This is a genomic window from Pseudomonas sp. GL-B-12 (assembly GCF_019955895.1).
GTDB lineage: Bacteria > Pseudomonadota > Gammaproteobacteria > Pseudomonadales > Pseudomonadaceae > Aquipseudomonas.
This window is the reverse complement of record NZ_JAHBCX010000021.1, coordinates 25,023-51,954: the sequence shown is the minus strand read 5'-3', so window position 1 is coordinate 51,954 and position 26,932 is coordinate 25,023. Positions and strand designations below refer to the sequence as shown.

At 60.8% G+C, this 26,932-nt stretch carries 22 protein-coding genes; 14 read left to right on the top strand and 8 right to left on the bottom strand.

The annotated features are described in order from the left end of the window. Positions 1-5 precede the first annotated feature (5 nt). The 6 genes from KGA85_RS12535 to KGA85_RS12510 all read right to left on the bottom strand — a co-directional run bounded on the left by KGA85_RS12535 (position 6) and on the right by KGA85_RS12510 (position 6,668). Entirely contained in the window at positions 6-2,261 is a 2,256-nt protein-coding gene (locus KGA85_RS12535; protein WP_223461205.1) for an ATP-binding protein, read from the bottom strand. Then, the gene (locus KGA85_RS12530; protein WP_223461203.1) at positions 2,258-3,031 is read right to left on the bottom strand and encodes a substrate-binding periplasmic protein; all 774 of its coding nucleotides are present in this window, start codon (positions 3,029-3,031) and stop codon (positions 2,258-2,260) included. The genes KGA85_RS12535 and KGA85_RS12530 overlap by 4 nt, the downstream gene beginning before the upstream one ends. A 5-nt stretch (positions 3,032-3,036) precedes the next feature. Next, positions 3,037-3,753 (bottom strand): response regulator, encoded by a 717-nt coding sequence (locus KGA85_RS12525; RefSeq protein ID WP_223461201.1) that lies wholly within the window; start codon positions 3,751-3,753, stop codon positions 3,037-3,039. Positions 3,754-3,845: 92 nt separating this feature from the next. Continuing rightward, the gene (locus tag KGA85_RS12520) at positions 3,846-4,493 is read right to left on the bottom strand and encodes a TetR family transcriptional regulator C-terminal domain-containing protein (protein WP_110659255.1); all 648 of its coding nucleotides are present in this window, start codon (positions 4,491-4,493) and stop codon (positions 3,846-3,848) included. A gap of 261 nt (positions 4,494-4,754) precedes the next feature. Beyond that, positions 4,755-5,543, bottom strand: coding sequence for a class II aldolase/adducin family protein (locus tag KGA85_RS12515; RefSeq protein ID WP_223543153.1), 789 nt, complete (start codon positions 5,541-5,543; stop codon positions 4,755-4,757). A gap of 75 nt (positions 5,544-5,618) precedes the next feature. Continuing rightward, positions 5,619-6,668: an ABC transporter substrate-binding protein gene (locus KGA85_RS12510; protein WP_223533665.1), complete on the bottom strand. Its 1,050-nt coding sequence runs from the start codon at positions 6,666-6,668 to the stop codon at positions 5,619-5,621. Between the two features lie 216 nt (positions 6,669-6,884). Here KGA85_RS12510 and KGA85_RS12505 point away from each other — a divergent pair, with 216 nt between their 5' ends. Together KGA85_RS12505 and KGA85_RS12500 are read left to right on the top strand one after the other, a co-directional pair. Then, positions 6,885-8,846, top strand: coding sequence for an FAD-dependent oxidoreductase (locus tag KGA85_RS12505; protein WP_223461195.1), 1,962 nt, complete (start codon positions 6,885-6,887; stop codon positions 8,844-8,846). 174 nt (positions 8,847-9,020) lie between these two features. After that, the gene (locus KGA85_RS12500) at positions 9,021-9,617 is read left to right on the top strand and encodes a helix-turn-helix domain-containing protein (protein WP_223461193.1); all 597 of its coding nucleotides are present in this window, start codon (positions 9,021-9,023) and stop codon (positions 9,615-9,617) included. Here the strand turns inward: KGA85_RS12500 and KGA85_RS12495 are convergent. Further along, complete coding sequence (locus KGA85_RS12495) at positions 9,614-10,546, bottom strand: helix-turn-helix domain-containing protein (protein ID WP_223533664.1); 933 nt, start codon at positions 10,544-10,546, stop codon at positions 9,614-9,616. The genes KGA85_RS12500 and KGA85_RS12495 overlap by 4 nt on opposite strands. Positions 10,547-10,708: 162 nt before the next feature. Between KGA85_RS12495 and KGA85_RS12490 the strand changes: the two genes are divergently transcribed. From KGA85_RS12490 to KGA85_RS12480, 3 genes are all read left to right on the top strand, one after another. Beyond that, positions 10,709-12,067 carry a glutamine synthetase family protein gene (locus KGA85_RS12490; RefSeq protein ID WP_007974329.1) on the top strand — a complete coding sequence of 453 codons (1,359 nt, stop codon included), beginning with the start codon at positions 10,709-10,711 and terminating at the stop codon, positions 12,065-12,067. Between the two features lie 76 nt (positions 12,068-12,143). Beyond that, the gene (locus KGA85_RS12485; RefSeq protein WP_223461189.1) at positions 12,144-13,232 is read left to right on the top strand and encodes a polyamine ABC transporter substrate-binding protein; all 1,089 of its coding nucleotides are present in this window, start codon (positions 12,144-12,146) and stop codon (positions 13,230-13,232) included. After that, positions 13,229-14,530: an NAD(P)/FAD-dependent oxidoreductase gene (locus KGA85_RS12480; RefSeq protein ID WP_223461186.1), complete on the top strand. Its 1,302-nt coding sequence runs from the start codon at positions 13,229-13,231 to the stop codon at positions 14,528-14,530. The genes KGA85_RS12485 and KGA85_RS12480 overlap by 4 nt, the downstream gene beginning before the upstream one ends. A gap of 79 nt (positions 14,531-14,609) precedes the next feature. On the opposite strand, the gene KGA85_RS12475 is transcribed toward KGA85_RS12480, so the two are convergent. Further along, complete coding sequence (locus tag KGA85_RS12475) at positions 14,610-16,262, bottom strand: arylsulfatase (protein WP_223461184.1); 1,653 nt, start codon at positions 16,260-16,262, stop codon at positions 14,610-14,612. Positions 16,263-16,633: 371 nt separating this feature from the next. On the opposite strand from KGA85_RS12475, the gene KGA85_RS12470 reads away from it, so the two are divergent. The 9 genes from KGA85_RS12470 to KGA85_RS12430 all read left to right on the top strand — a co-directional run bounded on the left by KGA85_RS12470 (position 16,634) and on the right by KGA85_RS12430 (position 26,931). Next, entirely contained in the window at positions 16,634-17,230 is a 597-nt protein-coding gene (locus KGA85_RS12470) for a paraquat-inducible protein A (RefSeq protein ID WP_223461183.1), read from the top strand. Then, positions 17,227-17,883 (top strand): paraquat-inducible protein A, encoded by a 657-nt coding sequence (locus KGA85_RS12465; RefSeq protein ID WP_223461181.1) that lies wholly within the window; start codon positions 17,227-17,229, stop codon positions 17,881-17,883. The genes KGA85_RS12470 and KGA85_RS12465 overlap by 4 nt, the downstream gene beginning before the upstream one ends. Continuing rightward, complete coding sequence (locus KGA85_RS12460) at positions 17,864-19,540, top strand: intermembrane transport protein PqiB (protein WP_223461179.1); 1,677 nt, start codon at positions 17,864-17,866, stop codon at positions 19,538-19,540. The genes KGA85_RS12465 and KGA85_RS12460 overlap by 20 nt, the downstream gene beginning before the upstream one ends. Before the next feature lie 17 nt (positions 19,541-19,557). Further along, on the top strand, positions 19,558-20,115 hold the full coding sequence (locus KGA85_RS12455) for a membrane integrity-associated transporter subunit PqiC (RefSeq protein ID WP_223461177.1): 558 nt from the start codon (positions 19,558-19,560) through the stop codon (positions 20,113-20,115). Between the two features lie 307 nt (positions 20,116-20,422). Then, positions 20,423-21,079: a histidine phosphatase family protein gene (locus KGA85_RS12450; RefSeq protein ID WP_223461175.1), complete on the top strand. Its 657-nt coding sequence runs from the start codon at positions 20,423-20,425 to the stop codon at positions 21,077-21,079. Positions 21,080-21,254: 175 nt separating this feature from the next. After that, on the top strand, positions 21,255-22,976 hold the full coding sequence (gene arnT, locus KGA85_RS12445; RefSeq protein WP_223461173.1) for a lipid IV(A) 4-amino-4-deoxy-L-arabinosyltransferase: 1,722 nt from the start codon (positions 21,255-21,257) through the stop codon (positions 22,974-22,976). A 271-nt stretch (positions 22,977-23,247) separates the two neighbouring features. Beyond that, on the top strand, positions 23,248-24,261 hold the full coding sequence (locus KGA85_RS12440) for an iron ABC transporter substrate-binding protein (protein ID WP_223461171.1): 1,014 nt from the start codon (positions 23,248-23,250) through the stop codon (positions 24,259-24,261). 4 nt (positions 24,262-24,265) lie between these two features. Further along, positions 24,266-25,864 (top strand): ABC transporter permease, encoded by a 1,599-nt coding sequence (locus KGA85_RS12435; RefSeq protein WP_223461169.1) that lies wholly within the window; start codon positions 24,266-24,268, stop codon positions 25,862-25,864. Further along, positions 25,861-26,931 (top strand): ABC transporter ATP-binding protein, encoded by a 1,071-nt coding sequence (locus KGA85_RS12430; RefSeq protein WP_223461167.1) that lies wholly within the window; start codon positions 25,861-25,863, stop codon positions 26,929-26,931. The genes KGA85_RS12435 and KGA85_RS12430 overlap by 4 nt, the downstream gene beginning before the upstream one ends. Position 26,932: the final 1 nt, after the last annotated feature.

Sequence of the window (26,932 nt, the reverse complement as noted above, 5' to 3'; positions counted from 1 at the left end):
GTACGTCAGCTCTGCAACAGGCCTTCGAGGGTGTCGAGTGAGTGCTGCAATTGCTCATCGAGCGCGGGGCTCATGCGCTGGATCGCCGACTCATCGTTTGCCAGCGCCAAGGTCTCCAGCGCCCTCAAGGTGCTGGCCAAGGCCCGAAAACCCAGGGAATCGCAGCTACCGGCCAGGCGGTGAGCCAGTTGCGCGACCTCTGTGCAGTCGTCGGCGTCCATGGCTTCATGCAGCGCGTCACGGTGTTGCAGGATCGAGTCACGTAGCACCGCCAGCAGGCCCTGGACCTTTTGCGCGCCGAGCAGGCTGCGATGGGTCTGCAACAGCGGCCAGTCCATTGCCTCATCGCTCGGCAGCGACTCGGCCACAGGCGCATGCCCTTCCAGCACCTGGCGCAGGTTTTCCAGCTTCAAGGGCTTGGCCAGGACACCGTCCATCCCGGCCTCCAGATAACCGCGCAACAGTGCCGGTTGCACGCTGGCGGTCAGGGCGAAAATGCGCGTATGGCGGTTCGGCCCGTCGCTGTGGCGGATCTGCCGGCACAGCTCGACACCGCTGATGCCCGGCAGATGCACGTCCAGCAGCATCAGGTCGAACACCTGCGCCGCGCAGTGTTGCAGCGCCTGATCCGCTTCTTCGGCCAGCCACACCCGGTGGCCGTCCCGTTGCAGCAATCCTTTGGCCACTTCGCGATTGAGTTCAACGTCTTCGACCACCAGGATGTTCAGTGCCGGCCCCGCCGCGCGAACCGGCGCGACTTCAACCACAGCACTGGCCGGCTGCAAGGACAGCTCGAACCAGAAGCAACTTCCGCGCCCCTCTTCACTGTCCACGCCGATGCAGCCGCCCATCTGCTCCACCAGATGTTTGCAGATCGCCAACCCCAACCCCGTGCCACCAAAACGTTGCGCGACTTCTTCGCTGGCCTGGGTGAACCGCTCGAAAATCTTCGCCTGCATCGCCGGGGCAATGCCGATGCCGTCGTCCGTGACACTGACCCGCAGGCGCTGCCCGGTCTGTTCTCCGGTTTCGCTGAGCAGCGCCACCTCGACGCTGACTTCGCCGCCTTCGGTGAACTTGATCGCGTTGGCCAGCAGGTTGCTCAGCACCTGACGCAGGAACTGCTCGGCGCCGTGGTGATGCTCGGCAACCCGCTGATCGATGCGGCAACTGAGGATCGTGTCGTTGTTCAGCGCTCGCGGTTCCAACAGTGTCAGCACCTCGTCGAGCAACTGGCGCAACGAGAAATCTACCGGTTCGGGATGGCTGACGCCCTCCTCCAGCTTGGCGAAATACAGCACTTCGTTGAGGATCGTCAGCAAGCCTTCGCCGGCCTTGTGCAAGGCATCCAGGCGTTTGCCGTCCTGGGCATCCAGGCGCGCGCCGCGCAACAATTCGGCCATGCCGAGAATGCCATTGAGGGGCGTGCGCAGTTCGTGGCTCATGGTCGCCAGAAACCGCGACTTGGCAAGGTTGGCCGCTTCCGCCTCATCTTTGGCGCGCATCAGGCTGGCGGTGCGGCGCTCGACCATTTTCAGCAATTCGTCACGGTTGTCCTGCAGGGCCAGGCGATCGGTTTCCCGGCGTTCGATGTCCCGCAGGATCGCCCGACGCATATCGTCCAGCGCATGGGCCACGGTGTCGATTTCGTCACTGCCGCGACGCTTGTCCAGGTGCAGGGGCTCATGCCATTCACCGGCCGCGATGCGCCGGGCAAACTCGGCCATGACTTTCAGGTGCCGGGTCACCAGCCGATAAAACAGCCCCGACAAGGCAACGGCCAGACCGCAGAGGAACACCGCCATCCACAGCAGGCTGGTCAAACCGGTGGCATAGAGACGCTGGTACACCGCCCCCAGATCCGTGCTCACTTCCAGCTCGCCAAGGTGGCGCAACAGGCCGGACGGTGGCTGATAGTCCAGGGCAAAGCGCTCGATGCGCAGCGGTCCCGTGGGGTGCGGATTACCCTGTACCAGGTCGAAATCGGCGCTGCTCAAGTGCACCCGCGCGACGTCGGAGAAGTCCACCAGCCCGCGCAACTGCACGTTCAACTGTTCCTGGTTCAAGTCCCAGAGGCTGCGTTCCAGGCTGGCCAGGTAGCCAGCGCGGATCAGCTCCATGCGCGAATCTATGTCGCGCATTTCCCGTCGATACTCGATGTACAGTTGCACGCTGCTGGCCAGCACGGTGAAGCACAGGCTGAACAACAGGATGAACAGCAACAGGCGCCGCAACAGTCCACCGGGACGGGCGCGAATCATTGCGCATCCGCCGGCAGGTTGATCATGTCGCGGTAGGTCACTTCGCTTTCGTTGAGCCAGCGCTCGATGTCTCCGGCATCGACCATGCGCTGCAACTGCGCATTGATCTCGGGCATGCGAGCGGCCAAGGGCGAGCGCCGCGACACCGCAACCCGCAGATAATCCACGCTCAAGGCTTTGGGCAAGGCAACGATGTCCTGGCCGCCGGGCAGGTTTTCCACATACAACTGGCCGGTGCGCCGCTCCTGGGTGATGAAATCGATGCGCCCGCGAATCAGCTTGCCGAAGTTCTGGTGGCTGTCGGAAACCCATTCGATATTGTTGTTGCGCGCGACCATGCGATCGAACTCCACGCCGTAACTCTCGCCAAACAACAGGCCGCCACGGTAATGGGCCAAGTCGTCCAGTTGATCGAATTTCACCGGATGCTGGCGGTTGATGAACAATGCCACTTCTTCACGCAAGACCGGCACCGTCGAGAACAGCATGCTCTGCTCCCGTTGCGCGGTGCTGTAGGCCAGCACCACATCGACCCGGCCTTCAGCGGCGTCCAGCAGGCAGCGTTTCCAGTTGCCCAGCACAACCATCTCGACCTCGTAACCCAACTGGCCGAACAGGTTTTTAACCACGTTCGGTGCCAGGCCGCGCACTTGTTTGCCATCGCTCCAGGAGATCGGCGGATACACCGGGTAATCGCAATAGCGAACCTTGTCCGCCGCGACGGCATGGCCGGCCACCAGCACCGCCAGCAGGCAAAGCCATCGCGCCATCAGCTTCAGGCCGCCACGCTGGCGGTGAACAGGTAACCGGCGCCGTGAATGGTGATGATCAATTGGGGTTCGGCCGGATCGTCGTGCAACTTGCGGCGCAGGCGCCCGACCAGCACGTCGATGGAGCGGTCGTTGGGCACCCATTCGCGGTTGCGGATCTGGTCCATCAACTGATCGCGGCTGAGGGTGTGGCCGCTGTTGCGCAGGAACACGCTGAGCAATTGGTATTCGCCGTGGGTCAGCAGGGTTTCGCTGCCGGACGGGTCGATCAGACGACGGCGGTCGGTGTCCAGCGCCCAGTCGGCGAACTGCTTGACCGGCTTGGCCGCCGCGACGGCCGGCGCTGGCGTTTGCGCATGTCGTACCCGGCGAATCAGGTTTTTCGCCCGGGACACCAGTTCCCTTGGATTGAGGGGTTTGATCACGTAGTCATCGGCGCCGCATTCGAGGCCGACAATACGGTCGATCTCATCAAAGCGCCCGGTGATCAGGATGATCCCGACTTCCGAACGCACCCGCAGTTCGCGGGTCAGGGTCAGGCCGTCCTTGCCCGGCAGGCGGATGTCGAGCATCACCAGGTCGACGCTCTGGCTGGCGAGGAAGGTTTCCGCCAGTTCCGCCGTGGCGGCGCAATGGACGTCGTAGCCTTCCTGGGACAGGTAGGCGTGCAGCAGATCGCGAATCAGCGGATCGTCATCGACGATCAATACCCGAGGAGTCATCGCTTGGTGTCCGGCATAGGCCCTGAGGCCAGTTTCTTATTAGAGTGTTTTCCTGCATCGGCGCCAGAGAGTATCGATTGCTGAACGACTGATCAACAGTCGCTCGTCTGCACGCAGAAGCGCTGGCGTCCGCCGGCCTGCAAACCATCGACCCAGGCCTCGCAAATCTGGATGCCCTGCTCCGGGGTGAAGGTGCCGGGGTTCAGCCCGGACTCCAGCCACAAGCCGTCGAGCAAGGCGCTGAGGCTGATGGCGGCGAGGTCGGCGTCGAAGTTTTCCCAGCCTTCCTCCCGGGCCAGTTCCGCCAGCACCTTGCGCAGGATGCCGCGATACTCGCCATAGGAATGATCGTGGGCCTGGTTGATGGCCTCGGCGGTTTTCACCGCGCCCCAGAACGCCAGCCACGCATCGATCAGTTGCGGATCGAGCAGCTCGGCGGAAAACGATCCGCGGAAAAACGCCGACAAGCGCTCCCGGGCATTCGGCGCGGCTTGCTCCATCGCGTCGCGCAGCAGGGTCATGACCCGCCCAGTGATCGCCATGTAGGCCTCGGCCACCAGTTCATCCTTGCCGGAATAGTGATGGCTGATCAGCCCCACCGAGACTCCGGCCTCGGCGGATATCTTGCGGATCGACGCGCCCTGGAAGCCGTGACGCTTGAGGCACACCAGCGTCGCCTCGATCAGGTTGGCTTTGCGCAACTCCGGTTCCATGCGGGAAAAACGGGCTTCCTGGTTCATGGGCGACACGCTCCTTGGTTTAATCGTTTAAGCCCGCGCGGGTTAGCGGCGGGCTGAACGACTGTACAGCAAGAGCGGGCCATTTCTCCAGTCAGTTGCCAGTCTGGTAGACCGTGGTGCCTGCTTCGCGGGCAAGTCGAATCGTCGCACCGCCACTCCCACAGGTTTTTTTGTTGGTCACAGATTTTGCGTACACCTACCTCCCCCTGTGGGAGCGGGCTTGCTCGCGAAGGGGCCAGCTCAAACAACACAGAACCCGGATCAGTCCCGATACCCCGGCGCCACTCGATCCAGCATTCTCAACAACGCCGCCCAGGCCAGTTGCATGGCATCGGGATCACTCAGCTCCCCATCCTCCAACGGTCGCCCCGGATCATTGAACTGCCGCTCGGTATGCGCGCAGACCTCGTGCGACGGCAGCACAACTTCACCGGCGGCTTGGGCGGCCAACTGGATTTCACAGGCTTTTTCCAGGTAGTACATGCGCAGGAATGCCTGGCTCACGGTCTCGCCAACGGTGAGCAAACCATGGTTGCGCAGCATCAGTACCGATTTGTCGCCCAGGTCCGCCACCAAGCGTTGTTGCTCGCTCAGGTCCAGCGCCACGCCCTCGTAGTCGTGGTAGGCAACACGGCCATAAAACTCCATGGAAATCTGGTTCACCGGCAACAGCCCGCACTTCAACGCCGCCACCGCACAGCCGGATTTGGTATGGGTGTGCAGCACGCATTGCGCATCTTCACGGGCGCCATGAATGGCGCTGTGGATCACGAAACCGGCCGGATTCACCGGGTACGGCGACGGCTCCACGGCGTGGCCATCGAGGTCGATCTTGACCAGGTTGGACGCAGTGATTTCATCGAACATCAACCCGTAAGGGTTGATCAGAAAGTGATGCTCCAGCCCCGGAATGCGTACCGAGATGTGGGTGAAGATCAGATCGGTCATGCGAAAGTGCGCAATCAAGCGGTAACAGGCCGCCAGTTCCTCACGCAGGCGCTGCTCGGTGGCGCTGCGTTCAGGGGCCAGGTGGCTGGCGATGTTGTTCATTCTTGTGGTTCTCCAGGCTGATCGGCTGGGGCAGACAGTAAGGCTGGACGCTTGGACACGTCCAGCCGTCCGCGTTTATTTGCTGGCCCAGGCGTTGAAGCGCTCTTCGAGCTCTTCGCCATGATCGACCCAGAAACCGACGTTCATCGACAGCGCGTCCTTGAGGTTCTGCGGCGCCGTGGGCACCCATTGCGCCAGTTTGTCGTCCAGCCGTGCGGCGGCCTGGGTGTTGGTCGGGCCGTAGGGAATCTGCTGCACGTAGTTGATCTGGGCGTCCGGCTGGTTGGCGAAGGCGATAAAGCGCGTGGCCTGATCCACGTGCCGGGAGCCTTTGATGATCGCCCAGTAATCCATGCCGTACAGGCTGCCGGGCCAGACCAGGCCGAGGTGGCTGCCTTTCTGCGCGGCGTCGGCGATGCGTCCGCTGTAGGTCGAGGTCATCACCACATCGCCGGCGGTCAGCCATTGCGGCGGTTGTGCGCCCGCCTCCCACCACTGGATGTAAGGCTTGAGTTCAGTGAGTTTGGCGAATGCCCGGTCCACACCCTGCGGGGTGCCGAGTACCTTGTAGACGTCTTCGGTTTTCACCCCGTCCGCCAGCAAGGCGAACTCCAGGTTGTACACCGCGCGTTTACGCAGCCCACGCTTGCCGGGGGTTTTCTTCACGTCCCAAAAGTCTGCCCAAGAGGTCGGCGCTTGGGCCAGTTTGTCGGTGTCATAGGCAATCGCCACGCTCCACACCAACGCCGCAGACCCGCATTCCTGCGCCGCTTCGGGGATCAACTGGTCGGCGTGCCCCAGGCGGGCCCAGTCCAGGCGCTCGTACATGCCTTCTTCGCAGCCGCGCATCAGGTCCGGTCCTTCGATCTGCACCACGTCCCAGTCGACGTTGCCGGTGTCGACCATCACTTTGATCCTGGCCATTTCGCCGTTGTATTCGCTCTGGATCACCTTGCTTTGATCCACGGCGGCGAAGGGTTGAAAGAACGCCACGTCCTGGGCTTTTTGTCCGGCTCCGCCGTATCCGACCACCACCATGTCCGATGCTGCCTGGGCGCTGCCCAGGCCCATGGCCACGGACAACACCAAGGGATAAAAACCGTGCTTGAGCATGTGCGATTTCATCAGTGGTTCCTCTTGCAGGTGCCACCCGGACAGATGCCGATGCGGCCCTTTTTTATTGTTGTGAGGTTTGGCCCAGGAGCGGGCTCGAGACGAAACTACTGTAAGACACAGTAAAAAAACAAGTTGATTTTTTACTGATGGTAAATTTCTATAGGCAAATAATAACAACGCCGAAACCCGGCCTTTCGGCTTCAGCCTGTCAGGAGTACCCGCCCCATGCCGACCTCGACACCCGCCTTCGCGCACCTGTTCGAACCCCTGGAGATCCGTGGCAAGCGCCTGAAGAACCGCATCATGTCCAGCGGGCACGACACCTCGATGCCCACCGACAACCTGGTCAATGAACAATTGATCGCCTATCACCGGGCGCGTGCCGAAGGCGGTGCCGGGCTGATCGTGCTGCAAGTGGCCGGCGTGCATGACAGTGCGCGCTACACCTCCCACGTGCTGATGGCCACCGACGATGCGTGCATCGAGGGCTACCGCAAACTGGCGCAAACCTGCCACGCCCACGGCACCGTGGTGTTGTCCCAGGTGTTCCATCCGGGGCGGGAGATCATGGAGTCCAGCGATGGCCTGCTGGCGGTGGCCTACTCCGCCTCGTCGGTGCCCAACGAACGCTTCCGGGTGATGCCCCGTGCGCTGGACCAGGCCATGATCGACGAGATCGTCGCCGGTTATGCCGCTGCCGCCCGCCGTCTGCATCAGGCAGGCATCGACGGCGTCGAGGTCGTGGCCAGCCACGGTTACCTGCCAGCGCAATTCATCAACCCGCGGGTCAACCGGCGTACCGATGGCTACAACGGTGAGCTGGAACAGCGTTTGCGTTTTCTACGCGAGGTCATCAAAGCCGTGCGTGCGGCGACCGACGAGCAGTTCATCATCGGCCTGCGCATCTCTGCCGACGAGCGCGACCCTGAAGGCCTGACCGAGGACGAATCCCTGGCCGCCGTGCAGTCACTGCAAGCGCAGCTTGATTACGTGCACATCGTCGCCGGCACTTCGGCATCCCTGGGTGGCGCGGTGCATATCGTGCCGCCCATGGCGATCGAAGCGGCGTACCTGGCCAGGGAAGCCGGGACGTTCAAGGCCAGTCTGAACATTCCGTTGTTTGTCACCGGGCGCATCAACCAGCCCCAGGAAGCCGAGCTGATTCTGGCTCGCGGCCAGGCCGATGTGTGCGGCATGACCCGCGCGCTGATCTGCGATCCGCAAATGCCCAACAAGACCGACACCGGCCGCGTCGAAGACGTGCGGGCGTGCATTGCCTGCAACCAGGCCTGCATCGGCCACTTCCACAAAGGCTTGCCGATTTCCTGCATCCAGCACCCGGAAACCGGGCGCGAACTGATCTTCGGCGAACGCCGACAAGCGCCACAGCGCAAACGCATCATGATCGCCGGCGGTGGTCCGGCCGGGATGAAAGCCGCCACCGTCGCGGCCCAACGTGGCCATGAGGTGACGCTGTACGAAGCCAGTTCGCAACTGGGCGGTCAGGTGTTGCTCGCGCAACTGCTGCCTCGGCGCAGCGAGTTCGGCGGTGCCAGCACCAACCTGCAGCGGGAAATGGAGTTGGCCGGCGTGCGCGTGGTGCGCAATACCCGAGTCGACCGGGCACTGGTGGAGCAGGAAAAACCGGACATGGTGATCGTCGCTACCGGTGCCGAACCCTACTGGCCACCCTTCGAGCGCGGCGGTGAATTGCAGGTGGTGGACGCCTGGCAAGTGCTGCGCGATGAAGTACGGATCGGCCGTTCGGTGGTGGTGGTCGACTGGCGCTGCGACTGGATCGGCCCCGGCATCGCCGAACGTCTGGTCCGTGCCGGGCACCAGGTGCAATTGGCGGTCAACGGCACCCATTGCGGAGAAAACCTGCCGCTGTACGTGCGCGATCAACTGGCCGGCGAGCTGCACAAGCTGGGCGTGCCGATCACACCGTACGCGCGGCTGTATGGCTGCGATGACAACACGGTGTACTTGCAGCACACCGCCAGTGGCGAACCGATACTGATGGAGAACATCGACACCTTGGTGCTGTGTCAGGGCCATCAACCGGTGGATACCCTGGGCGCCGAACTGCAAGGGCTGGTGGAGTTTCGCCGCATCGGCGACTGCCTGGCGCCGCGTACCGCCGAAGAAGCGATTTATGAAGGCCTGAAAGTCGCGTGGGAGCTTTAAGGCTGTTTATACTCCGGGGCTTTTACGGTCCGCGTAACCTCCTGTGGGAGCGGGCTTGCTCGCGAACGCGGTGGATCAATCGCCATTGATGTTGAATGATTAACCGCTTTCGCGAGCAAGCCCGCTCCCACAGGGATTGTGGTCTTTGGCTCAGCCCCCGGTTCGGAATTTTCCATGAGCAACAACAGCAAGACCCCGCCCGCATCAGGCAGCGCCGAACCGCATTTTCTCGGCACGCGCATTCGCGGCCTGCGCAAGCGCCGGGGCATGACCCTGGCGGAACTGGCGCAACAGAGCGAACTCACCGCCGGCTACATCAGCCAGCTGGAACGCAACCTCGCCTACCCGTCGATTCCGGCGCTGTTCAACATTGCCCGCAGCCTCGGCGTCACCATCCAGTGGTTCTTCGCCAGTGAAGCGGTCACCGCGCCCGAAGACGATGGCGTCGTGGTGCGCAAGAACAGCCGCCTGAACGTGCATTACGAAGACGGCATCGTCGACCAGTTGCTGACGCCGCAAGCCAACCACCAACTGGAAATGCTCCACTCGCGTTTCCCGCCCGGCACCTACAGCCAGCAAAGCTACAGCCACGACGGTGAAGAAGCCGGCTACTTGCTCTCGGGGAGTTTCGAGTTGTGGGTCGGCGAGCGCCATTTCCAGCTCAATGAAGGCGACAGCTTCAGCTTTTCCAGCCAGGAACCGCACCGCTACGGCAACCCCGGCGATGTCGATGCGGTGGTGATCTGGGTGATTACGCCGCCGACGTTCTAACGTCGGCTGCGACCTGGGGACGGCGTGACACTCGCACGCTTGAGGGTGTCACTCGGCAGCTCGTTGAACAGCGCGCGGTAGCTGCTGGAAAACCGCCCCAGATGCCAGAACGACCAATGCATGGCGACTTCAGCCACGGTGGTTTGCGTGGGCGTGCGGCTCAGCAGTTCGCGGCGGGCGCTATTGAGTCGGCGCAGGCGCAGCCATTGGGTCGGCGACATGCCCGTGTAGGTCTTGAACGCATGCTGCAACTGGCGCAGTGAAACCCCGGCAACCTGGGACAACTCCAGCAGGTTGAGGTGTTCTTCCGGCGTGTCCGCCGCCCATTCCCCTACCCGCTTCATGATCGCCCGCTCCCCGGCCCGGCGCTGCAACGCACTCTGGTCGAGGCCGACACAGGCGTTGTCGAGGATGAACAGGCAATCTTCCAGCAACTGTTGGGTCAGCGCTTCGCGGCTCGGTGGATCGAAGGTCTGCGACAGCCGCGTCAAGGTCCCGCTGAGCCAACGGCAGAACAGCGCGTTCTGCTGGGAGTTCAGCGGCGCCATGAACAACCCTTCGAGCCTGGCGATGTCGAGGCTGTGGCGCTTTACAAACTCCGGCCCGAACACCACGGCGATTTCCTGGTAGTTCTCCGGGGTGATCCAGATGTTGCGGCTCTCGCCATTCAACACGTACAGCGCGTTGTCGCCACGATCGAAACAGAACGACAACGAGCCCTGGGGCGCGCTGAAATTCTGCTCGACCCGGGTGTTCATCGACTCTTCGTAAATCTCCACGCCCTGCAGATCCAGATAACGCACCAGCCCTGCGAAATGCCCCGGCGACATCTGCTGGTATTGCTGGACCCAGCCCGGCGTGGCGCGGATTTGCTCGGCGACATCGGCGGTGTTGAACGCTTGGACCTGGAGGGAATTGGAACCTGTCATGGGGCGACCTTACGCACTCTTTTGGTGCGCTTCGTGCTGCTTAAAGTGGATAGATGGAACCGCAAGGCTCGCACAAGATAGTCGTCAACGCGCTACAGGGGAAGTGTCCGGCGGATGAAACCGGTCTCTCCTGGCGTTAATAAAACCAATAACGAGGTCTTTATGAATGTCCCTTTCGATCAGCTGTTCACTTGGCTGAAAGATCACAAGATTACCGAAGTCGAGTGCGTCGTCAGCGATCTGACCGGCATTGCACGCGGCAAAATTGCACCGACCAACAAGTTCCTGCATGAGCGAGGCATGCGCCTGCCGGAAAGTGTCCTTCTGCAAACGGTAACCGGGGACTTTGTCGACGACGACATCTACTACGACCTGCTCGACCCGGCCGATATCGACATGGTCTGCAAGCCGGACGCCGACGCCGTCTACGTGGTGCCATGGGCCATCGAGCCGACCGCCATCGTGATCCACGACACGTTCGACAAGTTCGGCAACCCGATCGAACTGTCGCCGCGCAACGTGCTGAAGAAAGTCCTGCAGTTGTACACCGACAAGGGCTGGCGGCCGATTGTCGCGCCGGAAATGGAGTTCTACCTGACCCAGCGCTGCGAAGACCCGGACCTGCCGCTCAAGGCGCCGATGGGCCGTTCGGGCCGTGCCGAAAGCGGTCGTCAGTCGTTCTCCATCGACGCGGCCAACGAATTCGACCCGCTGTTCGAAGACGTCTACGACTGGTGCGAACTGCAAGGTCTGGACCTCGACACGCTGATCCACGAAGACGGCCCGGCGCAGATGGAAATCAACTTCCGTCACGGCAACGCCCTGGACCTGGCTGACCAGATCACCGTGTTCAAACGCACCATGCGTGAAGCGGCGCTCAAGCACAACGTGGCGGCAACCTTCATGGCCAAACCGGTCGGCGACGAGCCTGGCAGCGCCATGCACATTCACCAGAGCGTGGTGGACATCGCCACCGGCCAGCCGATCTTTGCCGATGCCGATGGCAACATGAGCGAGCTGTTCCTGCACCACATTGGGGGCCTGCAGAAGTACATCCCGAAAGTGCTGCCGATGTTCGCCCCGAACGTCAACTCGTTCCGCCGCTTCCTGCCGGACACCTCGGCACCGGTGAACGTCGAATGGGGCGAAGAAAACCGCACCGTCGGCCTGCGCGTGCCGACCTCAAGCCCCGACGCCATGCGCGTCGAGAACCGTCTGCCGGGCGCCGACGCCAACCCGTACCTGGCCATCGCTGCCAGCCTGTTGTGCGGTTACCTGGGCATGGTCGAGCGCATCGAGCCGAGCGCTGCGGTACAGGGCCGCGCCTATGAGCGTCGCAATCTGCGCCTGCCGATCACCATCGAGGACGCCCTGACCCAGATGGAAGAGTGCGACACCATCAGCCGCTACCTGGGCAGCAAGTTCGTGCGGGGCTATGTCGCGGTCAAACGCGCCGAGCACGAGAACTTCAAACGGGTGATCAGTTCGTGGGAGCGTGAGTTCCTGATGCTGAGCGTCTAAAAACCTCGCTCCCACAGGAGGACACAGAACACCAAAGATTTGCCTGAAGAATCCAATAATTCCAAGAGGTATCGATATGCGTCTTTTGAAATCCGTGGTCCCGGTCGCGCTGGCGGTCTTGTTCAGTGCCGTTGCCCAGGCCCAACCCCAGGTCAGCGTCTACAACTGGACCGACTACATCGGCGATACCACCCTCGTCGACTTCCAGGCCAAAACCGGGATCAAGGTGATCTACGACGTATTCGATTCCAACGAAACCCTGGAAGGCAAACTGCTTGCCGGTCGCACCGGGTATGACGTGGTGGTGCCGTCCAACCACTTCCTCGCCCGTCAGGTGAAGGCCGGCGCATTCCTCAAGCTCGATCGCGAGCAACTGCCGAGTTTCAAGAACCTTGACCCGAAACTGCTGACGCTGCTGGAGAAAAACGATCCGGGCAACTCGCACTCGGTGCCGTACCTGTGGGGCACCAACGGCATCGGCTATAACGTCGACAAGGTCAAGGCTGTGCTGGGCATCGACAAGATCGACTCCTGGGCCGTGCTGTTCGAACCGGAAAACATCAAGAAGCTCAGCGCCTGCGGCGTGTCGATGATGGACTCGGCGGACGAAGTGTTCCCGGCGATGCTCAATTACATGGGCATGGACCCACGCAGCGAAAGTATCGAGGACTACAAAAAGGCCGAAGCCAAGCTGCTGCAGATCCGCCCCTACATCACCTACTTCCACTCTTCCAAGTACGTCTCAGACTTGGCCAACGGCGACATCTGCGTGGCGTTCGGTTACTCGGGCGACGTGTTCCAGGCCGCCAACCGCGCCAAGGAAGCCAAGAACGGCGTGAACATCGCCTACGCCATTCCCAAGGAAGGCGCCAACCTGTGGTTCGACCTGCTGGCCATCCCCGCCGACGCCAGCAACCCGAAGGAAGCCCACGCCTTCATCAACTACCTGCTGGACCCGCAAGTGATTGCCAAGGTCAGCGCTTCGGTTGGCTACGCCAACCCGAACCCGGCCGCCAAGCAGTACATGGACCCTGAGCTGGTCAGCAACCCCGAGGTTTATCCGTCCCAGGAAGTCCTCGACAAACTCTACATTTCCACCACGCCGCCGCAGTCGATCATGCGCCTGATGACCCGTTCGTGGAGCAAAGTGAAGTCCAACAAATGAATCAGTACACCAAGGAACACACCCACTCCTATTACGCAGCGTCCGCCAAAGGCATGAGGCAGCGTCCCGCGCTGGCCTCGGACCTGGTGGCCGATGTCTGCGTGGTCGGCGCGGGTTTCACCGGCATCAACACCGCCATCGAACTGGCCCAGCGCGGGCTCTCGGTGGTCCTGCTGGAAGCCCGGCGAATTGGCTGGGGCGCCAGCGGGCGCAACGGTGGCCAGTTGATTCGTGGTATCGGCCATGACGTCAGTGGGTTCGCCAAGCACATCGGCGCCGATGGCGTGCAATACCTGGAACACGCCGGAACCGAATCGGTGCAAGTCGTGGCCAAGCGCGTCCGCGAGCACGGCATCGATTGCGACCTGAGCTGGGGCTTCTGCGAACTGGCCAATACCCCGGCCCAGTTCAAAGCGTTCAAGGCCGAGCAGGCGGAACTGATCGAGTCCGGTTATGCCTTTGAAACCCGACTGGTCGCGCCGGAGCAGATTCGTGAACAAGTAGTGAACTCTGGTGTGTATGCCGGTGGCCTGGTGGACATGGGCTCGGGGCATTTGCATCCGCTGAACCTGGTCCTTGGCGAAGCGCAAGTTGCCGAGTCCCTTGGGGTGCAAATTTTCGAGCAGAGCCCGGTGCTGGAGTTGATCCATGGCAGCACGGTGCAGGTCCGTTGCGCCGGTGGCACGGTGCGCGCCGGCACGTTGGTACTGGCCTGCAATGCGCACCTGGAAGAGCTGGAGCCGAAACTCAGCGGCAAGGTGCTCCCGGCGGGCAGCTACATCATCGCCACCGAACCCTTGTCGGAAGAGGCCGCTGCAAAACTGATCCCGCACAACGTCGCGCTGTGCGATCAGAAAGTCGGCCTGGATTACTACCGGCTCTCGGCTGAACGGCGTTTGCTGTTCGGCGGTGCCTGCCATTACTCCGGGCGCGATCCTTCGGACATCAGCGCCTACATGCGCCCGCAAATGCTCAAGGTGTTCCCGCAACTGGCCGATGTGCGCATCGATTATCAGTGGGGCGGTAAGATCGGCATCTCGGCCAACCGCTTTCCCCAGGTCGGGCGCCTGAGCCTGCACCCGAACGTGTTCTACGCCCAGGGTTACTCCGGTCATGGACTGAACGTGACCCACTGGTGCGCGAAGTTGTTGGGCGAAGCGATCCATGCCGGCCACAGCCAAGGCTTCGACGTGTTCAGCGCCGTGCCGCACATGACCTTCCCCGGCGGACGCGCCCTGCGTTCACCGTTGCTGGCCCTTGGCATGTTCTGGTATCGGATGCGGGAAGTGCTCGGTTGACCGGGTAGCCGTGGCGAGGGAGTTCCCCCGCCTGGCTGACAGAAATGCAGCGGTCTTGAGCAAGACCGCTGCCGCACCGCTAGTTAGGCACCGGGATATTGACGCCCTCCTTCTGCAAGCTTTCCCGAATCGACTGGAATTTCTGGTACTTGGACAATTCGATCGGCCCGTCGTAGCCCATGCTTTGCAGCTTGCGTGGCGGGTATTTGATGTAGGTCTGCATCAGCTTGTTGATCGCCTGACTGATCGGCACCATGGTCCAGGTGCGCTCGGTGACGTTACTCATGAAGATGTCGTAACGCTCCTGTGGATCTTGCAGCAAGTCAAAGACTTGCGGTACGACCGCCACGTACTTCGACTCACCTTTCCAGCCCAGGTTGGTGTCCACGGCCAGGCCACCGGTCGGCACACCGTTGTCGCCACGCAGGTTGAACACGGCCTTGTAGTTGCCTACGCGGGCCGCCCCCGGCGACAACTCGTTTTCGGTGAAATAGAACCACTCTTTACGTGGGTCGGGGCCAGTGCCGGTTATCACCGGGGTCATGTCGTAGCTGTCGAAATAGATCGGCTGACCTTCGCGGTCCTTCTCCGGCAGCTTGATGCCGGCCACCGAGGCGAAGGTCGCCATCAAGTCGAGCCCGCCGAGAATATCGTGGTTCTTGGCATTGGGCTTGATTTTTCCAGGCCAGGTCATGATCGCAGGGACCCGGTTACCGCCCTCGCGCACAGTGCCCTTGGTGCCACGAAATGGCGTGTAACCGGCGTCCGGATAAACGTCCTGCCAGGCGCCGTTGTCGGTGGTGTAAACCACCAGCGTGTTTTTATCCAGGCCCAGCGCCTTGAGCTTGTCCATGATATGGCCGATGCGCGTATCCAGTTCGACCACCGAGTCGGCGTACTTGGACTTGGAGATCGACTTGTGAACGAACTCCGGTGCCGGCAGGTTCGGCTGGTGCACTTTCATGAAGTTGACGTTGATGAAGAACGGCTTGTCGGATTTGGCCGCGGTGTCGAGGAATTCCAGTGCGGCTTTTTCGACATAACCGTCAAAGTAGGGGATCCCGACTACACCGGGTTTGCCATCGATGACCGGCGTATCAACATACTGGCCGTTGATCTTGAACTCTTCGACGGCCTTTTCTCCCGCCTTGCCCGAGAGTGCGCCCTTGGTCACCTTGGTAAACATTTCCCGGGTTTCCGGGTCCATGTCGGGGAACCATGTCGGGTCGGCGTAGGTATAGGCATTGAGGTGATAGAGGCCGACGTACTTCATCACGTCATACCCCTGAGCATTGGGCAACGCATAGTCGGCTTCACCCAGGTGCCACTTGCCGGTGAAGTAGGTCTCGTAACCGCCGGTCTTGAGCACCGAGGCCAGCGTCCACTCGGCGGCGGGCAAACCACCGCCCTGGCCCTGGAAGGCCACGGTGGTCATGCCGCTGCGATTGGGGATGCGCCCGGTCTGCATGGCGGCTCGCCCTGGCGTGCAGCTTGGTTGCGCGTAGAACGAGTAAAAGGTTGTGCCCTCAGCGGCCAGTTCGTCGATGCTGGGTGTCGGCATGCCCCGGCCGACACCGCCACCATACGGCCCCAGGTCGCCGTAGCCGGTATCGTCGGACACGATGAACAGGATATTGGTCTTTTCTGTTTGTGCAGCCTGGGCCATACCGTTAAGCGCTATCAGTAATGAACCTGCAATGTAGAACCTTGAGCGATGCGAGAGTCTTTTCATGGCGACCTTCCTTTATCGGGACGGATCCTTGTGGCCGGCTACTTGTTTTCAAGTAATCCGTGACCGGACCCTGGTGAGTTACCCCCAAACCATGCCTCTGGTTAGTTCCAGGCGTTCAACGACCCAAACAATGGAACTCCCGTTGCTACTCAAGGCACCCGAGTCAGCCTAGTACGGTTATTTTCAAAACGCGCATTGCAGGCAGTGGAATTCGAGGTCGTTCGTCGCTTGCTTCCCATGTAATTCCGTGGGTCGAGCCATCCCCCGGCGGCGGATAGTGTTCAGGTTGCGACTTTCGATTTGCTCAATTGCGAGTCACTTCTATATTGAGGGGGTGCTCTGAACTTCCTGCCTTCTGTTGAGCTTGACCCATGGCAACTACTGATCAACTGATCATCTGCGAGCACTGCGACAGCGTGTACCAGAAAGTAACGCTCGCCAAACATCAAAAAACCCTGTGTACGCGCTGCGGCGGCGTGCTTCAGCGCTATAACGGTCTCACGGTAGAACAGCGTCTTGCGTTGACCTTCACAGCGTTGATGCTGTGGCTGTTCGCCAATTTCTATCCGGTGATGAGCATCAGCTTCAAAGGCGTGAAGAACAGCGCAACGCTCTGGGACTCGGTGCTGGCCCTGAGCCTGGGGCCTATCACGTTCATCGCCATGGTGGCGGCAATCGCCATGATCATCGCGCCGATTTTCCAGCTGTTGCTGCTGATCTGGGTGCTGGGCTTCGCCCTCAGCGGGCGACGCTCGCCCGGATTCAAATTCTGCATGCGCTGGCTGGAAACCCTGAGGCCCTGGAGCATGCTCGAAGTCTGCTTACTGGGTGCCATGGTCGCTGTGATCAAGCTCGCCGGACTGCTCGATGTGCTGCCCGGCATAGGGTTGTTTGCCCTGGCTGCGCTGAGCCTGATGATGATCCGCATCGCCGGGCGCGATATCCGCGAACTATGGGACATAGTATGAGCACGCCTCCTTACGCCGACGAGCTCAACCTGTGCCTGTGTCACACCTGCGGGCTCGCCTGCGACATGACCTTCGAGCCCCACGAATGCGAGCGTTGCGGTGCACCGCTGCACCGGCGCAAAACCAATTCGCTGACCCGCACCTGGGCCTACATGATCGCGTCCCTGGTGTTTTACATCCCGGCCAACCTGTTGCCGGTGATGAACACCGAAATGGTCGGCCATGGCGCCGACAGCACGATCATGAGCGGCGTGCTGGAGTTCTGGGAAGCCGGCGCCTGGGACATCGCCCTGATCATTTTCATTGCCAGTATCGCGGTGCCGGGCATCAAGTTCGTCGCCATCACACTGCTGCTGGTCACCGTGCAACGCGACAGCGAGTGGGCACGTAAAGAACGGTCGACGCTGTACCGCTTCGTCGAGGTCATCGGTTACTGGTCGATGCTCGATGTGATCGTGGTCGCCCTGGTAGCCTCGCTGGTTAAATTCCAGGCCCTGGCCGATATCGAACCGCGCCCGGGCATTCTGTTTTTTGGTCTGGTGGTGGTGTTTACCATGCTGTCGGCAATGAGTTTCGATCCACGCATGATCTGGGATAAAGAACGGGAAAACCCACACAATGAGGAGGTCACGGATGAAGTCACAAGCCACTGACGGGCCGCAAGCCCCTGGGCTCGCGCCGATCAAGACCCGCCGCTTCAGCGTTTCGCTGGTCTGGATCGTCCCGATCGTCGCGGTGCTGGTGGGTATTTCGCTGGTGGTTCACAGCATGTTGCAGCAAGGCCCGACCATCGTTATCACGTTCAAGACCGGGGACGGCCTGACCGCGAATAAAACCGAGGTCAAATACCGCAATGTCGTGATTGGTCATGTCTCCGATGTGGAGCTGGCCAATGACCAGAAGAGCGTCAACGCCACCATCAAACTGGAAAAGCAGGCCGAAAGCTTTACCCGCGAAGATTCACAATTCTGGGTCGTGCGGCCGCGCATTGGCGCGGGCGGTGTGTCCGGTATCGATACACTGCTGTCGGGCGATTACATCGGTGCCGATATCGGCCAGGCCAACGGCCGGGCAAAAAACTTCACGGGGCTGGAGAACCCGCCGCCCATCACCTACGGCGAGCCGGGCAAGCGTTTCACCCTGTTCACCCAGGACCTGGGGTCGCTGGATATCGGCTCTCCGGTCTACTACCGCAAGATCCCGGTGGGCCAGGTGGTGGCCTACGCGCTGGACCCGGATGGAAAGGGTGTGAACATAGAACTGTTCATCCATGCACCCAATGACAAGTACGTCACGGAAAACACCCGTTTCTGGAACGCCAGCGGCATTGACGTGAACGTCGGCGCCAACGGTTTTGCGGTCAAGACCGAATCCTTGTCTGCCTTGCTGGTGGGCGGCATTGCCTTTCGCGCGCCAGACTACAGCCCCAACGATAAGCCTGCTGCCGCAGAGTACGCCTACGAACTGTTCGAAGACCAACAAACCGCCCTCGCCCCGCCAAACGGCAAGCCGCAGTACCTGGCCATGCGCTTCGACCAGGCACTGCGCGGGCTCAAGGTCGATGCCCCGGTGGAATTCCTCGGTGTGGAAATCGGCAAGGTGGTGGCGGTCAATCTGGATTACGACGAGAAAAAACGTTCCTTTCCAATCAACGTCGGCATCGTGATCTACCCGCAACGCCTGGGCCAGGCCCACATCAAAATGCTCAAGGCGCTCAATCATGACCCTAATAACGAAGCCGCTGGCGTACGCCTGATCGGCACCTTCATCGAAAACGGCCTGCGTGCCCAGGCCCGCACCGGCAACTTCCTGACCGGCCAGCTGTACATTGCCCTGGACTTTTACCCCAAGGCCGACAAAGTCGCCTTCGATGCAAACGCGCGCCCGGTCATGATCCCGACCATTGCGGGCAGCCTCGAGCAATTGCAGGAAAAACTCGAATCCATGGTCGACAAGATCAACAAACTGCCGATCGAGCGTATCGCCGGCAATCTCGATGGCAATCTCGTCGAACTGCGCAAAGGCATGATGCAATTCAACGGCAAGATTTTGCCTGTCGTGCAAACCACCTTGTCGGACGTCAGCAAGACGCTGGAAACGGCCAATTCGACCCTGCAATCCGCCAGTTCGACTTTGGCCGAGGATTCGCCGCAACGGGAAAAACTGGGGCAGACCCTGGATGAACTGGGACGCACGTCGAGATCCTTGCGTGATCTTTCGGATTACCTGGGACGGCATCCGGAATCGCTGCTTCGCGGCCGTCCGAACAATGCCGCACCCATGGATCTGCAAGGGCCACCGCGCAATTGAGCACAGGAGCAACACCCATGGCTTTTCCGCTGAAGTTCACATTGGTCACCACACTGTTGCTGCTCGCCGCTTGCCGCAGTGACCCGATTCAATTCCACACCCTGACCCCGGCCCAGGTGGGTGATCACTCCAGGACCACTACCGGGGTGATTCAGATCGAGAGTATCAGCGTGCCGCCCCAGGTCGATCGCGCGCAGATCGTCATTCGCCAGGGCAACAGTGGCCTGGCGATCCTGGAAACACATTGGTGGGGCGCGACCTTTGTGGATGAATTGCGCAGTGCGCTGGCCGATCAACTGAGCGACCATCCTGTACAAGGCAGGTATTCGGTGCGGGTCGATGTGCAGCGCTTTGACTCGGTCCCCGGTCAATACGCATTGATGGACGTGAAATGGCGCCTGCGCGGTGCCGGCGAAAGCGAACCTGCAAGGGTCATTTGCCGCAATACCTTGCAAACCCCTTCAGGCGCGAACATCGATGATCTGGTGCTTGCCCAGCAAAACAACATCAAGCGCCTGGCCGCGCTGATCAGCCAGGCTGCCGCCGGAACACGGGCTGGTTGCCCGTCCTCTTGACTTCGGATTCCCCCACCCCCGTCGATTCAACGGCGACAAGTTCGCCGTTGAATCCAGTCCCGTTAGCCGCGTTAGTTTCCCGCTGCCATTCCACGCAGGAACAAAGGATAATAATTCCCAATAACCAACTCATTACCCGACCGAACCTTCTCAGCAATTTTTTCACATTCCTTTCACCGCTCCGACACCTGCGCAGATTTACTTTGTGCAGCAGTAAATTCTCTGAACTTAGTCTCGGCGGAAATCTTTGTGCTGTTTCAGGTTTTTTTAACGGCACGTTCCCTGGCGCTCCAATTGGTGGACAAACTTGATCAACTCCGTCTCGCGTAAACCGTCGTCGCGACTCTTCAAATCGGTAATGGCCATGGGTGCCCTGACCGTTGCCGCAGTGGTCACCGGCCTTATCCTGTGGCCAAAATCCCCGCCCAATCTGGCCCATGAGGGCGCGCAAGCCCGGGCTCAATTACTACAACAATGGAGTGCCGGCGAGATTGCGGTACTGGTCCGTCATGCCGAGCGGTGCGACCGTTCCAGCAATCCTTGCCTGGGCCCGGCCGACGGCATTACCCGTGTCGGCAGTGAAGCGGCCGCCGGTGTCGGGCAAGGCCTGGCACGCCTGGGTCTGACGCAAACCGACATCCTCACCAGCCCGGTGACGCGCACCGTGCAGACCGCGCATTACATGTTCAACAGCGACCCTCGGACCCAGGAGTGGCTGGCTACGTGCGGCACGACCTTGCGTAACGATGTCGTGGCGCACAAGGTTGCCCAGCGCAACCTTGTGTTGGTGACCCATAGCGGTTGCATCGCGGATTTTGTAAAGCAGACCGGCATGAAGCATGCGGCGAAGGACGCGGAGTACGGCAGCGCGCTGTTTGTCCGCATCGATGGCAATGGGCAACTGCAAGTGCTCGGCATTGTGAATGCCGAAGACTGGAACACTCTGTTACAAGAAAAAAACTGAAGTCGCTACGGATCGAGAACTTTGGCACTAAGTTGTTTCAAACCGGACTGAATGAACCCTGAACAAAACGGGAGAAGTGTGATTGAACTTCTCTGCGTTCAATATCATTCCGGTTTTCTCTCTGACAAGTTGCATACCACTCTTCAAGCAGCCTTTCTCAGCGCAAGGTCGAGTCATGACGTCAAATCAGCCATTGCCAGATTTTGTTGGCCATTCTTCCCGCCTGCACGCCCCAACAGCACCGGCCAACGAGCGCTGGATGCTGTTCGCCCTGGTACTGGCGTTCATCGCGTTCTACTTGCTGCCGCTGATGAGCCACGGCCTGTGGATTCCCGATGAAACCCGTTATGCCCAGATCAGCCAGGAAATGCTGCAGGGCGGGAACTGGGTCTCGCCGCACTTCATGGGCCTGCGTTATTTCGAAAAACCGATTGCCGGGTACTGGATGATTACCATCGGCCAAGCGGTGTTTGGTGACAATCTGTTCGGGGTGCGCATCGCGTCAGCGCTGAGTACCGGGCTGAGCGTGTGGCTGACCTACCTGATTGCCCGCCGGTTCTGGGGCGATCCACGTAAAAGCTTCGCCTGCGCGCTGCTCTACATGAGCTTCGGGCTGATTGCCGGTCAGGCCGGGTACGCCAACCTCGATCCGCAGTTCACCCTCTGGGTCAACCTGAGCCTGGTTTCCCTGTGGTTTGCCATCGACTGCCGCACCACGCGTGCCCGGCTGGGTGCCTGGGTGGTCCTGGGCATCGCCTGTGGCATGGGCTTCATGACCAAGGGCTTTCTGGCCTGGCTGCTGCCGGCGGTGATCGCCCTGCCCTTCATGGTCTGGCAGCGTCGCATGGGCGAATTGTTGCAGTACGGACCACTGGCTGTCGTCGTCGCCGCAGCGGTCTGCGTGCCTTGGGCATTGGCCATTCATCATCAGGAACCGGATTTCTGGAATTTCTTCTTCTGGAACGAGCACGTACGCCGCTTCGCCGCCGACAATGCGCAACACGCCCGTCCGTGGTGGTTCTACTTGCCGATGCTGGTTGTTTCCGCCCTGCCCTGGGCCGCGTTGTTGCCAACGACATTCATCCAGGCCTGGAACGACAAGCGTCAGCCCGTCGGTGGTTTTCTCCTGCTCTGGTTGTTGTTGCCATTGGCGATTTTCAGCATGAGCAGCGGCAAGCTGCCGACCTACATCATGCCGTGCCTGTTGCCGATGGCACTGCTGATGGGGCATGCGCTGACGGGCCTGGTGGAACAATCCAAATCACGGACTATTCGTTTCAACGGTTGGCTCAACGTCATCATTGCCACGACAGCCCTGGTTGCATTGCTGTACCTGCAACAGAGCAAGGAAATCTACGAGAACACCGAGATGTTCAGCCTGTCCCTGGCGTTCATCGTGCTGCTGGGCTGGATCATCGCCAACGCCCTGCAAATCCTGCGGCCATTGACGTTATGGGCGATGCCGGCCCTCGGCATCTGGCTGCTGGTGGCGCTGCTTCCCGCCGCCATGCCGGGCCAGATCGTCGACAGCAAGATGCCCGACCGGTTTATCTCCGAACACCTGGACAGCTTGAACCAGACTACCACGCTGTTGAGCAACGACCTGGGGGCGGCCTCGGCCTTGTCGTGGCTGACCAAGCGTCCGGAGGTAGCACTCTACAATGTCATCGGCGAGCTGAAGTACGGCCTTTCGGATCCGGCCGCGGCCTCGCGTAAAGTGACCCAGCATGACGTCGGCCAATGGATGACCGAGGCGCGTAAGAAGGGCTCGGTCGGGGTGGTGATGCGGGTCAACAGCGTCGACGAGATTCAGGAGGTCGAGGCGCTGCCCACCGACGGCAAGCGCTATCAGCGCGGCAACATGCAGGTCCTGATCTTCCCGCAAATCCAGCCCTGACAGACAAGACGCAAAAAATGGCCGGCAAGGCATCCGCAGCTGCGTCATTTCCTGATCGACATCATCCTTTTATGGACGAGTCGAACCACTGTGGGCACAGTGCTGCTAATCTGAATGAAAATTACATGTATTAACGGTTTTTTTGACGTTATTTTCTCATTTGGATCTCTACATTCCCTGCCATTCAAAACATGCAAATGATTCGCATTGGTTTACAAGCCTTTCAATGCGTATGACTTTCAAAAAAAATGCACCAGGAGCAGCCCGCAGAATGATTCCCAACATCCCTTCGTTCTTGAAAAAGGCCCTGCTGGCCACCGCTTTGCTGAGCGCTGGCCAGATCTATGCAGCCGACTCCGTCGGTATCGTGGTGTACAACGCGCAACACGAAGGCCTGACCAAGGCCTGGGTCGAGGGCTTCACTCAGGAAACCGGTATTCCCGTCACCTTGCGCAACGGCGATGACACCGAGATGGGTAACCAGATCGTGCAGGAAGGCACCGCCTCTCCGGCGGACGTATTCCTGACCGAAAACTCCCCGGCCATGGTCCTGGTCGACAACGCCGGGCTGTTTACGCCAGTCGACAAAACCACGCTGGAACAGGTTGACTCCGCCTACCGCCCGGCCCACGGCAAATGGGTCGGGATTGCCGCGCGCTCCACGGTGTTCGTCTATAACCCGAGCAAACTGCCGGAAGCCGACCTGCCGAAATCGATCATGGACCTGGCTTCGCCGAGCTGGAAGGGTCGCTGGGCTGCATCGCCAGGCGGTGCTGACTTCCAGGCCATCGTCGCGGCCATCCTGGAGCAAAAAGGTGAAGCGGCAACGCTGGAATGGCTCAAGGCCATGAAAACCAACTACGCCAACTACCGTGGCAACAGCTCGGTACTTAAAGCAGTGAATGCCGGGCAGATCGACAGCGGCGTGATCTACCACTATTACAGCCTGGTGGATCAGTCCAAGACCGGTGAAAACAGCAAGAACACCGCCCTGCACTATTTCAAGCACAAAGACCCGGGCGCTTTTGTTAGCATCTCCGGCGGCGGCGTCCTCGCTTCCAGCAAACACAAAGAACAAGCCCAGGCGTTCCTCAAATACATTACCGGCAAGGATGGCCAGACTGTCCTGAAGAACGGCAAGTCGTTTGAATACGCCGTGGGCAAAGGTGCTGAATCCAACCCTAAACTGGTGCCACTGAATCAACTCGATGCGCCGACTGTCGATGCTTCCAGGCTCGACAGTAAAAAAGCCGTGGAGCTGATGACACAGGCCGGATTGCTCTAAATTGATGCCAGAAACCCTGCCTGCGGGGGTCGCTGAGGCGACACCCGCACATTTGCGTCGACGATCCCGCGGAGTCTTTGCGGGACGTGGCGGTGTATGGGTGATCGGTTTGTCGGTGCTGGTTTCATTACTGGCACTGCTACCGATCGCCTATGTTATTGGCGTGTCCCTGCAGACAGGCTGGTCAACCGTAGTGGCCCTGGTGTTCCGCCCTCGTGTCGGTGAACTGCTGGTCAACACCGTGTTGCTGGTGCTGCTGACGATTCCCTTGTGCGTGGCACTGGGGGTGACATTGGCCTGGCTGACTGAACGCACGAACTTGCCCGGACGGCGCTGGTGGTCGTTGCTGGCCACCGCACCGCTGGCGGTGCCTGCGTTCGTTCACAGCTACGCCTGGGTCAGCCTGGTGCCACCGATTCACGGCTTGTTTGCCGGTGTCCTGGTCTCGGTCATCGCCTACTTCCCGTTCCTGTATTTGCCGGTAGCGGCCACTTTGCGCCGGCTCGATCCGGCCATCGAAGACGTCGCCGAATCCATGGGACTCAAACCCTGGAAAGTGTTTTTCCGCGTGGTGTTGCCGCAATTGCGCCTGGCGATCTGCGGTGGTGCGCTGCTGGTCGGCCTGCACCTGCTGGCCGAATATGGCCTGTACGCCATGATTCGCTTCGACACCTTTACCACCGCGATCTTCGATCAGTTCAAATCGACCTTCAACGGTGCGGCAGCGCACATGCTGGCCAGTGTGCTGGCGCTGTGTTGCCTGGCGATGTTGACGGCCGAATCCGCGGCACGGGGCTCAGCACGTTACGCTCGAGTCGGTTCGGGGAGCGCCCGGGAGCAACGGGTCGTGTGCCTGAAACCGGCATCCACCCTGCTCTCACTGATGCTGCAAATCGTGACCTGCGCCCTGGCCCTGGGCGTGCCCTTGATCACCTTGGGCAAATGGCTCATCGCCGGCGGTGTGGAAGTCTGGGACATGGCTGAATTGCTGCCCGCTCTGGAGCAAACCCTGCTACTGGGTATCGCTGGCGCGGCGCTGACCACCTGCGCGGCGATCCCGATTGCCTGGCTGTCGATCCGCTATCCCGGTCGACTGCAACGGGTACTGGAAAGCTGCAACTACATCACCAGTTCCTTGCCGGGAATTATCGTGGCGCTGGCACTGGTGACCGTCACGATCCATTTTGCCCGGCCGATCTACCAGACCACCTTCACCGTGCTGCTGGCTTACCTGTTGATGTTCTTGCCTCGTGCCCTGGTGAGCCTGCGCGCAGGCATTGCCCAAGCCCCGGTGGAACTGGAAAACATTGCCCGCAGCCTTGGCCGCTCGCCGGCCCGGGCACTGTGGCTGATCACCTTGCGCCTGGCTGCCCCGGGAGCAGCCGCTGGCGCGGCGCTGGTGTTCCTGGCGATCACCAACGAATTGACCGCTACCCTGTTGCTGGCCCCGAACGGCACGCGCACCCTGGCGACCGGGTTCTGGGCCATGACCAGCGAAATCGATTACGCGGCCGCTGCGCCCTACGCCTTATTGATGGTTGTGCTGTCGCTGCCGCTGACCGGACTTCTTTATCACCAATCGAAAAAAACGGCTGGCCGATGAACACTCTTGAATTGAATGCCCTCTACAAGTCCTATGGCGCCCATTGCGCCCTGGACAACGTCAGCCTGTCGGTGCCGAGCGGCAGTCGCACGGTCATCGTCGGCCCTTCCGGCTCAGGCAAGACCACGTTGCTGCGGATGATTGCCGGCTTCGAATTCCCCGATTCCGGGCGTCTATCGCTCAATGGCCAGACCCTGGTCGACGGCACCCACGAAGTGCCGGCCCATCAACGCCTGATCGGCTACGTGCCGCAGGACGGCGCACTGTTCCCGCACATGACCGTGGCGGCGAACATCGGCTTCGGTTTGCCCACCAAGGGCACTGAAAAACAGCAGCGCGTCGCCGAGCTCATGGACAGCGTGGCGCTGGACGCGAAGATGGCCGAGCGCTGGCCTCACGAATTGTCCGGTGGCCAGCAACAGCGCGTGGCCCTGGCCCGGGCGTTGGCGCAACAGCCACGACTGATGCTGCTGGACGAGCCGTTCTCGGCGCTCGATACCGGCTTGCGTGCGGCGATGCGCAAGATGGTTGCGCGACTGCTGGAAGACGCGGGCGTCACCACCATTCTGGTCACCCATGACCAGAGTGAAGCCTTGTCGTTCGCCGACCAATTGGCGGTGATGCGTCATGGCCGATTGGTACAGTCAGGGCACCCGCTGGACCTTTACCGTTACCCCGAAGACGAACAGACTGCGCTGTTCCTGGGGGATGCCGTGGTGATGCCCGCCCGCATCGAGGCCGGTTGGGCCCATTGCGACCTGGGGCGGATTCCGGTCAACAACCACCGCAACAACAGCTCGGCGCAGATCATGCTGCGACCCGAACAACTGCAACTGGCCAGCATCCTCCCCAGTGACCCGGAAGCCAGCGGTTGCCGGGCGGTGGTCACCGATCGGGATTTCAGCGGCAACACCTGCACGCTGACGGTGGAGCTCCAGCCATTGACCCGCAACGAGCAATCGGGCCGATCACTGCTGGTGCGCAGCTCAGGCATGTATGCACCACCCGCCGGCAGCTCGGTTCAGGTCTCGACCATTGGGCATGCCCATGTACTGAGCGAGATGTGAT